Annotated in this window: 14 protein-coding genes; 6 read left to right on the forward strand and 8 right to left on the reverse strand. The window is 61.3% G+C overall.

The genetic code is table 11. The features are described from left to right. Positions 1 to 99: 99 nt before the first annotated feature. Positions 100 to 1,401: a lipoprotein-releasing ABC transporter permease subunit gene (locus ACI3GR_RS01875; protein ID WP_407492181.1), complete on the forward strand. Its 1,302-nt coding sequence runs from the start codon at positions 100 to 102 to the stop codon at positions 1,399 to 1,401. Continuing rightward, positions 1,394 to 2,077, forward strand: a complete 684-nt coding sequence (locus ACI3GR_RS01880) for an ABC transporter ATP-binding protein (protein ID WP_407492183.1) — start codon at positions 1,394 to 1,396, stop codon at positions 2,075 to 2,077. The genes ACI3GR_RS01875 and ACI3GR_RS01880 overlap by 8 nt, the downstream gene beginning before the upstream one ends. Here ACI3GR_RS01880 and ACI3GR_RS01885 read toward each other — a convergent pair. The 5 genes from ACI3GR_RS01885 to ACI3GR_RS01905 form a co-directional block, all read right to left on the reverse strand. Further along, the gene (locus tag ACI3GR_RS01885) at positions 2,074 to 3,327 is read right to left on the reverse strand and encodes a pilus assembly protein TadG-related protein (protein ID WP_407492185.1); all 1,254 of its coding nucleotides are present in this window, start codon (positions 3,325 to 3,327) and stop codon (positions 2,074 to 2,076) included. The two genes, ACI3GR_RS01880 and ACI3GR_RS01885, sit on opposite strands and share 4 nt — an antisense overlap. A 48-nt stretch (positions 3,328 to 3,375) precedes the next feature. Continuing rightward, positions 3,376 to 3,768 carry a TadE/TadG family type IV pilus assembly protein gene (locus ACI3GR_RS01890; RefSeq protein ID WP_407492187.1) on the reverse strand — a complete coding sequence of 131 codons (393 nt, stop codon included), beginning with the start codon at positions 3,766 to 3,768 and terminating at the stop codon, positions 3,376 to 3,378. Positions 3,769 to 3,947: 179 nt separating this feature from the next. Continuing rightward, positions 3,948 to 5,906 carry a DNA topoisomerase IV subunit B gene (parE, locus tag ACI3GR_RS01895; protein WP_407492188.1) on the reverse strand — a complete coding sequence of 653 codons (1,959 nt, stop codon included), beginning with the start codon at positions 5,904 to 5,906 and terminating at the stop codon, positions 3,948 to 3,950. Between the two features lie 193 nt (positions 5,907 to 6,099). Then, complete coding sequence (locus tag ACI3GR_RS01900; protein WP_407492189.1) at positions 6,100 to 6,759, reverse strand: TIGR02453 family protein; 660 nt, start codon at positions 6,757 to 6,759, stop codon at positions 6,100 to 6,102. A 3-nt stretch (positions 6,760 to 6,762) separates the two neighbouring features. Then, positions 6,763 to 7,632, reverse strand: a complete 870-nt coding sequence (locus ACI3GR_RS01905; protein WP_407492190.1) for an alpha/beta fold hydrolase — start codon at positions 7,630 to 7,632, stop codon at positions 6,763 to 6,765. A gap of 91 nt (positions 7,633 to 7,723) precedes the next feature. Here ACI3GR_RS01905 and ppk2 point away from each other — a divergent pair, with 91 nt between their 5' ends. Then, complete coding sequence (gene ppk2, locus ACI3GR_RS01910; protein WP_407492191.1) at positions 7,724 to 8,647, forward strand: polyphosphate kinase 2; 924 nt, start codon at positions 7,724 to 7,726, stop codon at positions 8,645 to 8,647. Between the two features lie 63 nt (positions 8,648 to 8,710). On the opposite strand, the gene ACI3GR_RS01915 is transcribed toward ppk2, so the two are convergent. Beyond that, entirely contained in the window at positions 8,711 to 9,682 is a 972-nt protein-coding gene (locus ACI3GR_RS01915) for a cyclase family protein (RefSeq protein WP_407492192.1), read from the reverse strand. A 172-nt stretch (positions 9,683 to 9,854) separates the two neighbouring features. Here ACI3GR_RS01915 and ACI3GR_RS01920 point away from each other — a divergent pair, with 172 nt between their 5' ends. From ACI3GR_RS01920 to ACI3GR_RS01930, 3 genes are all read left to right on the forward strand, one after another. Then, on the forward strand, positions 9,855 to 10,499 hold the full coding sequence (locus ACI3GR_RS01920; protein WP_407492194.1) for a DUF1007 family protein: 645 nt from the start codon (positions 9,855 to 9,857) through the stop codon (positions 10,497 to 10,499). Then, positions 10,490 to 11,422 carry a nickel/cobalt transporter gene (locus tag ACI3GR_RS01925; RefSeq protein ID WP_407492196.1) on the forward strand — a complete coding sequence of 311 codons (933 nt, stop codon included), beginning with the start codon at positions 10,490 to 10,492 and terminating at the stop codon, positions 11,420 to 11,422. The genes ACI3GR_RS01920 and ACI3GR_RS01925 overlap by 10 nt, the downstream gene beginning before the upstream one ends. Positions 11,423 to 11,488: 66 nt before the next feature. Beyond that, a complete protein-coding gene (locus tag ACI3GR_RS01930) occupies positions 11,489 to 12,889 on the forward strand; it encodes an MATE family efflux transporter (RefSeq protein WP_407492198.1) in 1,401 nt (466 codons plus the stop codon). A gap of 7 nt (positions 12,890 to 12,896) precedes the next feature. Here the strand turns inward: ACI3GR_RS01930 and ACI3GR_RS01935 are convergent, their stop codons facing one another. Next, positions 12,897 to 13,313 (reverse strand): hypothetical protein, encoded by a 417-nt coding sequence (locus ACI3GR_RS01935; protein WP_407492199.1) that lies wholly within the window; start codon positions 13,311 to 13,313, stop codon positions 12,897 to 12,899. Between the two features lie 63 nt (positions 13,314 to 13,376). Beyond that, entirely contained in the window at positions 13,377 to 14,579 is a 1,203-nt protein-coding gene (locus ACI3GR_RS01940; RefSeq protein ID WP_407492200.1) for a pyridoxal phosphate-dependent aminotransferase, read from the reverse strand. Positions 14,580 to 14,613: the final 34 nt, after the last annotated feature.

Consider the following 14,613-nt stretch of genomic DNA (forward strand, 5'->3'; position numbering starts at 1 on the left):
CGACCCCCGCCGTCGGGTCCATGGCCGAAATGGTTTGTCCCTTGACGTGCGGGGCTGCGCACCGCACATCTGCCCCACCCCAAATGAAGCGGAGCCATCATGGCCACCTCGACCAAGTCCAACGGCCCCAAGCCCTTTGCCCCATTCGAATGGATGATCGCGTGGCGGTATCTGCGGGCGCGGCGGGCCGAAGGTGGCGTCAGCGTCATGACGTGGATCAGCCTGATTGGAATTTCGCTGGCCGTAGCCGCGTTGATCATCACGCTGTCCGTCCGGGCCGGGTTCCGGGCCGAGTTTGTGGATACCATCCTTGGTGCCAACGCCCATGTCACCATCTACAACGCCGGAGAGGTGAACGACGTGGGGCGGTTGGACCGCACCATCCCGGATTACACCGACATGGCCGCCCGCATCGCCGCCGTCCCGGGCGTCACCCGCGCAGCACCCTTGGTCAAAGGGCAGGTCATGGCCAGCGCGCAGGGCGAAACCACGGGCGTTCAGGTCTTTGGCATCAACGGCGCTGATCTGGCGACGATCCCACGCGTCGCGAACCCCGAGACGTCGCAGGGCGATCTGACCCGGTTCGACGACGGCATCGCGCTTGGTTCTGGCATCGCGCGGTCGCTGAACGTGACGATCGGGGACAGGGTCAAACTGATCTCTCCCGATGGGGTGAAAACGGCCTTTGGCACCTCGCCCCGCGTCAAAACCTACGAAGTCACGTTCATCTTTAGCGCTGGGCGCTACGACATCGACCAGACCCGCGTCTACATGCCCTTTGCCGAGGCGCAGAGCTATTTCAACCGCGAAGGCGTCGCGGATGAAATCGAGGTGATGGTCGAACATCCCGAAGAGGTCGACCAACTGGCCATTCCACTGCTGAACGCGGCAGGCGATCGCGCCCTGATCTGGACGTGGCGTGACAGTGCCGGGTCGTTCCTGCGCGCGCTGGATATCGAAGACAACGTGATGTTCATCATCCTCAGCGTGCTGGTGCTGATCGCGTCGATGAACATCGTTTCTGGCCTGATCATGCTGGTCAAGAACAAGGGCCGCGACATTGGCATTCTGCGGACCATGGGGCTGACCGAAGGGTCGGTCTTGCGGGTCTTTTTCCTGTGCGGTGCATCAACCGGGCTGATCGGGACCGCCATTGGATTGATCCTTGGATGTCTGTTCGCGATCTACATTGACCCGATCTTTGCGCTGGTGGACCGCCTGTCTGGTGGCGGCGTCTGGGATCCGTCAATTCGCGGCATCTATGCCCTGCCGGCCAAGCTGCAATTGGGCGACGTATTGTCGGCCATCGCCTTGTCCTTGGGCCTGTCCTTTATCGTCACGATTTTCCCGGCCCGCCGTGCCGCCCGTATGAACCCGGTAGAGGCGCTGCGTTATGAGTGATCTGTCCTTAGAACTGCGCGGCATCGAAAAGGTCTATAACCAAGGCCAAACCGGCGAAATCCGCGTGTTGCGCGGCGTCGACTTGTCGCTAAGCAAAGGCGAGGCGGTCGCGCTGGTCGCCCCTTCCGGCGCTGGCAAATCCACGCTGCTGCATATCGCGGGCCTGCTGGATCAGCCGGACTCGGGCGAAGTCCTTATCGCGGGTGAGGCGGCGCAGGACCTAAGCGACGCGCGCCGCACGGCGATCCGCCGCGCCGACGTGGGCTTTGTCTATCAGTTCCACCACCTGCTGCCCGAGTTCACGGCAGAAGAGAACATCATCTTGCCGCAGCTGGCCAACGGTACATCGCGCGCCGAAGCGCGGGACCGGGCGAAACACCTGCTGTCCTTGGTTGGGATCGAAGCGCGCGCCAGCCACCGTCCGGCTGCCCTGTCAGGCGGTGAACAGCAGCGCGTCGCTTTTTGCCGCGCGCTGGCGAACCAGCCGCGGATCCTGCTGGCGGATGAACCAACCGGCAACCTTGACCCCGAAACCTCGGACCGGGTTTTTGCCGCGCTGATGGAGTTGGTGCGCCAGACCGGACTGACCGCCCTGATCGCCACCCATAACATGGAATTGGCCGCGCGGATGGACCGTGTCCTGCGCTTGGACGCAGGACAACTGGTCCCGGCTTAGAATGCCAAGCGGAAGTACGGAACGGTAAAGTTGTCGTCCATGCCGGTGCCGCAGTAGCCCATCGTCATGTTCGACGTGCCGGAAATCGTCCCGCCCGCGATGACCGACGCGCCTTCAATCCCGCCCGCATCGGCCGAGAAGCTGACATTGCCCTTGGCGATCACCTGACCGCCGAAGAATTTCAACGCCGCCGGGACTTCCAGTCCGCCGTACGTGATGATCTGCGCCCCGCCGCCATCCGCGCAGGCATCGTCGCGGCCGATCTGCAAATCAGAAGCAGAGTTGATGCTTTTGGCATCCGTCGACTGGGTGATGATCACCGCTTCGTCCAGAATAACCCCTGCGCCAAAACGGATCGCGCAATCCGTGACCACCACGACGCGATGCAACAGGGTCCCCGCCTCGATCTGAAGGGCCTGCCCGCCGCAATTCACGCGGTGCACGCGTTCCGGGATCAGGTCGGCATTCGTCAGCTTTTTCTGGGATACCGTGATCGGCACGGCGCTGGCGATATAATCCGGCAGGAAATCCCCGCTGGCCCAGTACAGGTCTTCGTAAATGCGATCCATCTGGTTCAGGATCCGCAGGCGGTAATACCCGTTGCGCAGGGCCGCTTGCAGACCGGCGTTGGATTCAAAGCCCGAGCGCGGCAGCTCAATCTCGTCGCTGTCGGGCATGGACACCACGGTTCCCGCCTCGAACGTGTTGTTGGAATTGACCGACACATATTGGTTCGAATGGACGCAAAATCCCTTTTCGTAGCCGTTGTTCGACTGGATATCGACGACCTTGTCGCCCACGAACCCTTCGCGCAGGCAATGCGGGTCGAACACCACGAAGACCGCCTGTGCCGTCATGTCCCACATCGGTTTGTTCAGGATGGCGAACAGATGCGCCGCGACCGGGTTGCCGCGTGTTTCGGTCCGGCCCGGACGCACGCGCACCGCGTCTTTTGAGAAATCATCGACCGTAAAGGTCTGGCTGTCGTAATCCCAATGACCGAATTCGATATCCTCAGCCCGCAGAACTGCGCCATAGCTGTCTTCAGGCATCGAATGATTGGCGATCGCGACGGCCTTGACCTTGGCGTCCTCTGCATCGTGCTGTTCACGGTAATACAACGCCGCATGCGCCGCCGCATCCGCCGCGACTTGCAACTGGTTCCGCGCAGACAGAAGGTAGGCGAAATCAACGGCCAGAGCACTGACCGCCAAGACGCCAGCCAGAAAATACATCGACAACAGCGTCATGCTGCCATCCTCGCGGCGCAGGCACCGGACAATCCGCACCGTCATCAATTAATACTCCATGAAGTGCTGGGCCGAGATCGACACCTGCGTGTTCACCATCCCCGCCACGATGTTTGGCATGAACACTTGTGACACCTGATAGGACACGTTCGACGTAACGATGCCATCGTTGATCGATGTCGCCACCACCGCGTCCGGGGCGATGTCAGCCAACCGAGAGGCGATATAGGCCTCGGTTTCCGCGGTCGTCAGCATATAACCCGTCGACAGGACGCGGTTGGCATCCTGAACGATACGGAACGCCTGATTCTTCTCGAACAGGATGAACGAGACGTTGATGATCATCACCAGCACCCAGATGAACACGGGCAGCCAGATAAGGGTTTCGATGGTTGCCGACCCTTCTTCTGAGGTGCGGAACCTGTGCAGCAGTCTTTTCATTTGTCACCTTCTTGGTGGAATCTGCACCCCCATGCAGATTGCCCCTCAAGGTGCTGCTGAATCGCGGCGGGATCGTGACCGAAACTGGGAAGAGTCCGGGCCTTGGCAACATTTTGACAAGGAATTGGACCGAACGGTGGCGGACCGCATTGGGATCAGCGCGAGTCAGTACCTGTAGATCAGAGGTCCAGATCCTCGGCAAACCGCGCGTTTTCCTGAATGAACTGGAATCGAAGCTCGGGCTTTTTGCCCATCAGGCGTTCGACCAGATCGCCGGTTTCGCCCGGGGCATCTTCGTCCACCGTGACGCGGATCAGCTTGCGCGTCTTCACGTCCATCGTGGTTTCCTTCAGGTCCTTTGCGTCCATTTCGCCCAGACCCTTAAAGCGGCTGACCTCGATCTTGCCTTTGCCGCCCAAGCCTTTTTCCAGCCACATGTCCCGCTCTGCCTCGTCCTGCGCATAGATACGATGCGCGCCTTGGGTCAGACGGAACAGGGGCGGGCAGGCCAGATACAGATGGCCTTTGTCGATCAGAGGCCGCATTTGCGTGAAGAAAAACGTCATCAACAGCGACGCGATATGCGCGCCGTCGACGTCTGCGTCGGTCATGATGATGATCTTGTCGTACCGCAGGTCGTTGATGTCGAACTTTGTGCCGATGCCGACGCCCATGGCCTGACACAGGTCGTTAATTTCTTGGTTGGTGCCAATCTTGTTTGATGCAGCGCCCAATACGTTCAGGATTTTACCTTTCAGTGGCAGCAGCGCTTGTGTCTTGCGATCGCGCCCCATCTTGGCAGAGCCACCGGCGCTGTCGCCCTCGACGATGAACAGCTCAGTCCCGTCGCGGTTGGTGGCCGAACAATCGGTCAGCTTTCCGGGCAGGCGCAGTTTCTTGGTCGCGGTCTTCCGCTGTGTTTCTTTTTCCTGACGCCGACGCAGCCGTTCTTCGGACCGCAGCACAAGATAATCAAGGATCGCGCCAGCAGACTTGGTGTCCGCTGCCAGCCAGTTGTCAAAGTGGTCACGCACCGCGTTCTCGACCAGCCGCTGCGCTTCGACCGTGGCCAGACGATCCTTGGTCTGGCCAACGAATTCTGGTTCACGGATGAAACACGACACCAGCGCACAGCCGCCATAGATCAGGTCATCGCGCGTGATCTGCGTGGCCTTACGGTTGTTCACCAGCTCACCATAGGCTTTGATCCCCTTGAGGATCGCAGCCCAGAACCCTGCGACATGGGTCCCGCCCTCGGGCGTCGGCACCGTGTTACAGTAGGACTGGATGAAGCCGTCGCGCACGGGCGTCCAGTTGATCGCCCATTCCACGCGGCCCGGAACGCCAAAGCGACCTTGGAAGTCGACCCGCCCGGCAAAGGGGGCCTCCGCATAGACCATCGCGCCGGTCATCGTTTCCTGAAGATAGTCAGCCAGACCACCGGGGAAATGGAACGTCGCTTCGGTCGGGGTTTCCCCATCATCGATGGCGGATTTCCAGCGGATCTCGACGCCCGAGAACAGATAGGCCTTGGACCGGATGGATTTGAACAGCCGCGCGGGTTTGAATTTGTGCGATCCGAAAATTTCGGCGTCGGGATGGAACGTGGTGGTTGTGCCGCGCCGATTGGGGGCAGCACCGATTTCCTCCAACGGACCAAGAGGGATGCCGCGTGAAAACCGCTGTTCGACAAGCTTGCGGTCCCGCGCGACCTGAACCACCATCGAATCCGACAGCGCGTTCACGACAGATGCACCCACGCCGTGCAGACCGCCCGACGTCTCATACGCCTTACCACCGAACTTACCGCCTGCGTGCAGGGTGCACAGGATCACCTCTAGCGCGGATTTGCCGGGAAACTTGGGGTGCGGGTCAAAGGGCATGCCGCGGCCATTGTCGCGGATCGTGATGGAATAATCGTCATGCAGCTCAACTTCGATCCGGTTGGCATGGCCTGCCACCGCTTCGTCCATCGAGTTGTCGAGCACTTCGGCCACAAGGTGATGCAGTGCGCGTTCGTCGGTGCCGCCGATATACATGCCGGGGCGTTTGCGAACCGGCTCCAGCCCCTCCAGCACCTCGATGGAGGAGGCGTCATAGGTCTCGGGCTTGCTGTCACTCAGAAGGTCACTGGCCATTGGTCTGCTCTTTCGACGGGTTGGACCGTACTATGGCAGGCCTGACGCGGTTGGAAAAGCGCGCAGGTTGTTGAATCGGCCCTTCGACCCGCAAATTCCTACCGCATCTTGCTATTTTTTCGGCGCGGGGGGGTACATCTGCGATTTCACAAGATGTTGAGGCCCCTGCGCCTGTGGATAAGTCGCACGACTGTCAGTGGTGATTCAGGGCGGCGTCGATGGGGCGGAACACGGGCCAGAGATCGCAGAATTCCGTCAGGATCGCGCCGGGCAGGTCGGTGTCGGGCACGGCCATGTCATGAAACAGGACCATGGATTTGCGCCGCAGCAGGTCGCCGTGCGGATGATCCTTGGGGTAGGGCGCTGGCACGCGTTTCAAGGCCGGGTCCCATGTCGTGTCGCCACGGGCCAGCCGGTCCGCGATCCCGCGGGCGATCTGATCGCCCGTCGGTCCGGCGACTGCCTCTCTCCACGCGGTCAGCGCGTCGCCGTCCAGCCCCATGTAGCCCGCCCCGATCCGCAGGCGGTCGGTCTCGATCCCGAAGAACCAGCCCAATGGCGCGACGCCGCCCGTGGGGGAATACCACAGCATGTGAAGGTAATCCTTGTAGGGCGGCTTTCCCTTGGCAAATCTCAGGTCACGATTGATGCGGAACAGCTTGGTCGAAGCTGGGGTGCCAGTGATCGCCTCTAACCCCGGACGGACCTGTTCCAACAGCAACTCGGCCGGGCGTTTCAGCTTGGTCAGGTATTCGTCCTTGTGGTCGAGGTACCAGTCACGGGTGTTGTTCGCGCCAAGCCTGCGGCAGAAATCCTGCGCCTCTGGGATCAAGTGGTCAAAGGCGTCGGTCATCAGTTACTCCAGCCAGTCGCGGATAAGCTGTGCGACCTGATCGGGTTTCTGGTGCACGATCCAATGGTCGGCATCCGGCACCTCAACGCGGGTCAGGTCATCGCAATAGGCTTCCAGCCCCTCGGTCGCCTCGGGCAAAAGGGCCGTGTCGCCCATGCCCCAGATCAGCAGATGCGGCATCCGCACGCGCAATTTGTCGGTGGGCAGGTCCGGGATGTCCGCGGTTTCGCCCGGTTTGGGGATGATCAGCGGCGTTGCACGGTACCAGTTGACCATGCCGCGCAGGCGACCGGGCTTGGACCATTCCGCGATATACTCGACCTGCCGATCGGGCGTCATCCACGACATATCCATATTTTCGGCAAACAGGCCCATCAGCTTGGCATAATTGTCGGCTGACAATCTGTCCTCGGCATCGTCACGGCGCAGGAACGTCATGTATTGCGACGCTGCCGTTTGATCCCCGCCCGTGGCCAGCGCCTTTTGGAAGGGGCCGGGATGCACACCGTTCAGGATCACCAGCTTGGTTACCAAGTCGGGCCGGGCCATCGCGATGCCATAGGCCGCTGCCGCGCCCCAATCGTGGCCAATCACGATGACCGGGCCGCCGATCTGATCGATTAGCGCGGTCAGGTCGTGCATCATCTGGCTGATGCGATAGGCCTCGACCTCGGCCGGGGCGTAGGACCCGCCATAGCCGCGCTGGTCCGGCGCAACGCAGTGGTAGGAATCGGCCAACCGTTCCGCCAGATCGGCCCAGGCGCCACCGTATTCGGGAAAGCCGTGCAGCATCAAAAGCGTCGGGTTAGACGGGTCACCCCATTCGCGGATGTGGAAGGTTTCGCCGTTCAGGATCGTATCGCGTGTTTTCATATTTCTACCGTGGCCTGTGTTTTGATGCGTATCAAGGCGGCAGTTGTTCAGGCGCGCTATGAACGGGCACCCATTCGAAAGAGGTGACACCATGGCTGCCAGCCCCGAAACGACCCCACAGACCGCATCTACTGATCCAGCACCCGCCGTGGCGGCCAGTGACACCACCGATGCCTTGCGCCGCGCGTTCGAGGCCGGGGCCTATCCCTACGACAAACGCATTTCCCGCCGCACCTACGAGGCGCAGAAAGCCAAGCTGCAGGCCGAGCTTTTGAAGGTGCAGCTTTGGGCGCAGGAAACGGGGCAGAAGTTCGTCCTGTTGTTCGAAGGCCGGGATGCGGCGGGCAAGGGTGGCACGATCAAACGGTTCACCGAACACCTCAACCCGCGCCACGCCCGTGTTGTTGCCCTGAACAAACCGACCGATGTGGAAAAGGGTCAATGGTTCTTTCAACGCTATATCGAACACCTGCCGACCAACGGCGAAATCGTGCTGTACGACCGGTCTTGGTATAATCGCGCCGGGGTCGAGCGTGTGATGGGGTTTTGCGAACCCAACGAATATCTGGAATTCATGCGCCAGACGCCCGAGTTGGAGAGGATGCTGACCCGGTCCGGGATCCGGCTTTACAAGTTCTGGTTCTCGGTCACGCAGGAAGAACAGCGCAACCGTTTCAAGGCGCGCGCCACCGATCCCCTGAAACGCTGGAAACTGTCACCCATCGACAAGGCAAGCTTGGACAAATGGGACGATTATACCGAGGCGAAAGAGGCGATGTTCTTCTACACCGACACCGCCGACGCGCCTTGGACCATCGTGAAATCGGATGACAAGAAACGGGCACGGCTGAACTGCATGCTGCACTTCCTGAATTCGCTGGATTATCCGGGCAAAGATCTAAAGATCGCCCATGCGCCGGACCCAAAGATCGTGTCGACCGCGCATCACGTGATCCACGCCAGCGATCATATCCTTGGCGCGTCTATGCACCCGGAACAGCGGCGATCTGTCTAAGGGGAAACGCTAACGGGCGGCCCCGAAGGACCGCCCGCCAGACCTGTCGCGCTCCGTAGCCTCCTACCGGATCGCGACCGGATTGATGATCATCTGAACCGCGCCGCGCACTTTGGCTTGGCCCAAGACGAACATGAACTCTGTCACACCATCGGCGGCCATTTCTTCGGTCACCATGTTCTCAAGAATGTAGATGCCGTTGTGGGCCAGCAGGATCTGGTGCACCTCGAAGACGCCGACGCCTTCTTCGAACGGGACGGCCTCAAGCCCCCAGGTGTCGGCACCCACGGCGACCACGCCAATCTCAGCCAGATATTCAGCCCCGGTCTTGCCCAGCCCCGGCTCGACCGAGCCATAGCGGGCGGCGTCGCGGGTTTCTTCCTTCAGCAGGTCCAGCCAGCCGGAATGGAACAGAACCACGTCGCCTTCGCGGATCTCGACACCCTGCTGATCGGCTGCGGCCATGATGTCTTCGCGGGTGTAGGCGGTGCCTTCGTCCAGCATCTCTTTGCCATAGAACTTGGCCATGTTGAGCAGCACGCCACGCGTCACGATCGGCGGCACCTTTTCGATACCCAGTTTGGTCATGCCGTCGGCCTGAACAAATTCAGACCCTTGAAAGCCGTTATAATAGACGTGGTCGTCACCGATATGGCCCAGCCCGTCGATCTGAGACCCGATCCCCAGCCAGCCCATAAAGATATCGTCGTTATAGGTTGTTTTGGTCGGACCAAGGCCCGAATTGTTGACCTGACCCGGCTGCAGGACCGCGATGGACATAGACCGCGGTGCGAAGGCCGGAACCGTACTGTCCAGCGTCAGACCCAGAGAGTAGGTCTTGCCTTCTGTCACCAGCTCTGCCGCCATCTTGGCGCGTTCGGGCGTCAACAGGTTGGCCGCGCCGATTTCGTCATCGGGACCGTACTTCGACTCGGTCCAGCTCATATCGCCATGGTTTTCCGCCATGGCCGTGCCGGCCATGAACGCGCCCGCTGCGGCGGTGGAAATGGCTAGTTTGATCAGTGAATTAAGCAATCTGTCCTCCCATGAACTTTCCCGCAACTGGCCCCTCCTGACCGTGCGGTAAGTTCGAGGCTAGGCAAGCCTGCTTGCGTTGTCACGCCGCGGCGCAGCAGCACTGGCAAGCAGCCGCCACTGGACCGCCCGCAGGCTTGTCGTGGATCGGCGGGCCAAGTATTCATGCGCCATGCTTCGACGGTTGACCCTTTCCGCCCTGATCTTGCTTGCGACTCACACGGTTCCCGCGGTCGCACATCCACATGTCTTTATCGACACCGCCTTGATCGTAGACGTGTCCGAGGATGGCCAGATGACCTCGGTCGAGGTGGTCTGGGCCTATGACGAGTTTTATTCGTTGCTGATCCTGCAGGACATGGGGCTGGACGAGGACGCAGATGGGGAACTGACCGAAGAAGAATTGGCCCAGCTTCAAGGCTGGGACATGAAATGGATGGAAGGGTACAAGGGCGACCTTTATCTGACCGACGCAGCGGGGCAGGACATCGCACTGTCCGAACCGACCCCGGTCACCACCAAGGTGCTGGAAGGACGCATCATGTCCGTTCATCGGCGCGATCTGCTTGCCCCGACGAATATCGCTGACATTTCGATACGCGCGTATGATCCAGAGTTTTACACGGCCTACGATCTAACCGGCGGCGTCAAGCTGCGCGGGCAGGACACGACGTGCGAGCCGAACATCACCCGCCCGTCCGAGGGCGAGGCCTATGCCGAAGCCAAGGCGCTGATGTCGGAATTCCCCGAAGACGCACAGGATGTCCCTTTGCTGGGGCATCTCTTCGCCGAAACGGTCACCTTTGAATGTCAGTAGGACGCCTGACCCTGTTTGTGCCGCTGCTAATTATCGCTGCGGCGGTGCTGTGGCTTTGGCCCGGTGGCGGGATGGACGCGATTGCGGTCTGGGCGCGCGATGGTCAGCGGGACGCGCAGAACGCGCTGGCCCGCAGCCTTCGCGCCCTTAGGCAGGGAGAGGCGGGCGCTTTGGCCACGCTTCTTGGCTTGTGTTTCCTCTACGGCGTGTTCCATGCAGCGGGACCCGGCCATGGCAAGGTGCTGATCGGCGGGTATGGCCTTGGCCGTCCGGTGGCGGCGCTGCGACTGGCAGGGCTGGCACTGGCGTCCAGCTTGGCGCAATCCGCGACGGCGGTTCTGCTGGTTCTGGCGGGGATCGGTGTGCTGCAGTTCACCCGGACGCAGGTCACCGGGATAGCCGATACGACGCTGAACGCGCTGTCCTATGCTGCAATCGGGTTGGTTGGCCTGTGGCTGGCGTCGCGCGGGCTGCGCGCGCTGTGGGCGTCGCGCGGACAGGCGCATCATCATCACCATGGGGACCACCATGACGATGGCGATGTCTGCGCCCATTGCGGCCATGCCCATGCCCCGACGGCTGAACAGGCGGCGCAGGTCACATCGCTGCGGGACGCGCTGATCCTGATCGGTGCGATTGCCATCCGTCCCTGCACCGGCGCGCTGTTTCTGTTGATCATCGCATGGCGGATGGACCTTTTGGCCGCCGGGATCGCCGGGGCCTTTGCCATCGGGATCGGCACCGCCGCCATCACGATCGGTACTGCGCTGGCGTCCGTCTGGATCCGGCGGTCGTCGGTCGAGCGTTTGCAGGCGGCCCTGCCGGACCGGTCGCGCGCGGCACAGATCGCGGCACTGACCGAACTGACCGTCGGCGCATTGATCGCGCTGATCGCGCTGTCACTGGTCCTAAGGCTGACCTGATCCGCAAACCCGCGATTGCCACAGCCGCAGTCTTGCCGCGCCGCGCCACCCGGCCTAAGCAGCGTTATGAGTACGCTTAAAAAATACGCACCTCACGTGACGGCCCTGCTAAGCCTTGGTCTGCCGTTGGTCGGCAGCCATGTCGCGCAGTTTGCCATCACGTTGACCGATGCGGTCATGCTGGGCTGGTACGATGTCACCGCCCTTGCGGCGCAGGTGCTGGCGGGCGGGTTCTTTTTCGTGGTCTTCATCACCGGGTCCGGCTTTGCCTGGGCTGTCACCCCCCTGGTGGCCGAGGCAGAGGCGCGCGGCGACACCACTCAGGCCCGTCGCGCAACGCGCATGGCGCTGTGGCTGGTGGCGCTTTACACCGCGATCACGCTACCGCTGATGTACTTCAGCGAAGGTATCTTCAGCGCCATAGGCCAGACGCCGGAGGTTGCGGAACAGGCGGGGCTTTACCTTGCCATTGCGGGTCTGGGCCTGTTGCCCGCCAACGTGGTGATGGTGTTCAAAAGCTTTCTTTCAGCCCTTGAACGCACGCGGATCATCCTTTGGGTCACGCTTGCCGCCGTCGCAGTGAATGCTGGCCTGAACGCGCTGTTGATCTTTGGTCATCTGGGCTTTCCCGAACTGGGGATCCGGGGGGCTGCCATCGCGTCGGTCGGCACGCAACTGGTGTCAGCCTTGTTGATGATCCTCTACATCCAGCGCAAACTGCCCGAACACACGATGTTCCAACGCATGTGGCGCGCCGACTGGGAAGCCTTCTATCAGGTCTTCGCCCTTGGGATTCCGATCGGCCTGACGACGCTGGCCGAGGTCGGGCTATTCTCCGCCTCCTCGGTCATGATGGGCTGGTTGGGAGAGATCCCCTTGGCCGCCCACGGGATCGCCCTGCAGATCACATCGCTGACCTTCATGATCCACATCGGCCTGTCCAATGCCGCCACTGTCCGTGCCGGACGGGCGCTGGGCACGCGGAACTGGGACAGCCTGCGGGATGGGGCCATCGCGGCCTTTGCCATCAGCATGGTGGCGGTGATCGTCACGGTGATCCTGTTCCTGACCATCCCCGACCGTCTGATCGGCCTGTTCCTTGATCCCAGCGATCCGCAGCGCGGCGCGGTGATCGGATTGGGGATCGGAATGCTGGCCGCGGCCGCACTGTTCCAAGTGGTAGATGCAGCGCAGGTCATGGCGATCGGCCTTCTGCGCGGCGTGCAGGAAACCCGCGTGCCGATGTATATCGCCACAATCAGCTATTGGCTGATCGGCCTGCCGGTGGCCTATGGTCTGGGTTTTGCTGTCGGGCTGAACGGCGTGGGTGTCTGGCTGGGTCTGGCGACGGGGCTGGCCTGCGCGGCGGTGCTGCTGAACCTGCTGTTCTGGCGACGCACCTTCCCCCGGCTGACATCCGGCATCGTACCCGAGGTGGACGAGCCGCCGACCGTGCCGAATATCTGACGGGTGCTTAGCTTTTCGGCCCGCGCGATTTCAGCACGCGTTCGGCCTTTTTGCGCACCAGAACCGTGCGCAGATCGTGCATGGCCAGCAAAAGATGATCGGTCACAAGGTCCAGATCTTCTTCGTTGGCCTTTGACTGCGCCCAATGGGTGGTCTGGTTCAACGTATCGACAGCCCGCAGGATATCGTCGACCTCTCGGGCGGCCTGAACCTCGACCCGGTCGGCCATCCAGTTCTGGATCACCGTCAGTTCTTCGGACGACAATTCGCGATCGCCGTGCGGCTTGATATCGCCGTTGCGCGTGTTGGCGACGGCGATCTGTTCCAGCTCGATCCGGCGGGCCCGGTCGGCGGCCAGCACTTTGAACACGAACGCCCCGTTATCGCGGACGCGGAAGTAATACGGGGGCAGTTCGTTAGACATGCTGGGCCTTACCAATGTGGGAAAGGCGGACCTTAGCCCGCCCTATCCAATGGTTGTTGTCGATTAGCTGAGCGACGCGCAGAAATCCTGAATACGCGTACAGGCTTCTTTCAGCGCCTCGTCCGAGGTCGCATAGGACACGCGGAAGTTCGGCGACAACCCGAACGCTTCACCAAAGACAACGGCGACGCCTTTGTCTTCCAGCAGCTCGGTCGCGAAGATTTCGTCGTTTTCGATTTTGACGCCGCCGGGGGTCGTTTTGCCGATCAGGCCTGCAATCGACGGATAGACGTAGAATGCGCCTTCGGGAACCGGGCAGGTGATCCCGTCGATGGCATTCAGCATCTCGCAGACCATGTCGCGGCGACGCTTGAAGATTTCGTTGTTCGCGGGGATGAAATCCTGAGTACCGTTCAGCGCCTCAACCGCAGCGGCCTGAGAGATCGAACAGGGGTTCGACGTCGACTGGGACTGCACCTTGCGGATCGCGTTGATCACTCCTTTCGGACCAGCGGCATAGCCGATCCGCCAGCCCGTCATCGCATAGGCTTTGGACACGCCGTTGACCGTCAGGGTGCGGTCATAAAGCTCCGGCTCGATCTGCGCCGGGGTGCAGAATTCGAACCCGTCGTAGGCCAGATGTTCGTACATGTCGTCAGTCATGATCCAGACATGCGGGTGCTTTTTCAGCACGTCGGTCAGCGCTTTCAGCTCTTCCGCAGAATAGCCAGCCCCGGTCGGGTTGGACGGAGAGTTGAAGATCAGCCATTTCGTCTTGGGCGTGATCGCGGCCTCAAGCTGTTCGGGCGTGATCTTGAATTTCGTCTCCAACTGGCCTTCGACGAAGGTCGGAGTGCCACCGGCCAGCAGCACCATGTCGGGGTAGGACACCCAGTAGGGCGCAGGGATCAGAACTTCGTCGCCAGGGTTCAGCGTGGCCATCAGCGCGTTGTACAGCACCTGCTTGCCGCCGGTGCCGACGGTGACCTGCTCGGGCGTATACTCCAGCCCGTTGTCACGCTTGAACTTGGCGCAGATCGCCTCTTTCAGTTCGGGCGTGCCGTCAACGGCGGTGTATTTCGTTTTCCCCTCGTTGATTGCCGCAATTGCGGCATCTTTGATGTTCTGAGGCGTGTCAAAGTCAGGCTCACCGGCCCCAAGGCCGATCACGTCCTTGCCAGCAGCCTTAAGCTCTCGGGCTTTGTTGGTCACGGCGATGGTCGGCGACGGTTTGACGCGAGACAGGGTGTCGGAAAGGAATGGCATCGGAGCCCCCGATTATTTGAGTTTCGGACGGCTC

This window comes from Pseudooceanicola aestuariicola (genome assembly GCF_045763785.1).
Classification (GTDB): Bacteria; Pseudomonadota; Alphaproteobacteria; order Rhodobacterales; family Rhodobacteraceae; genus Pseudooceanicola.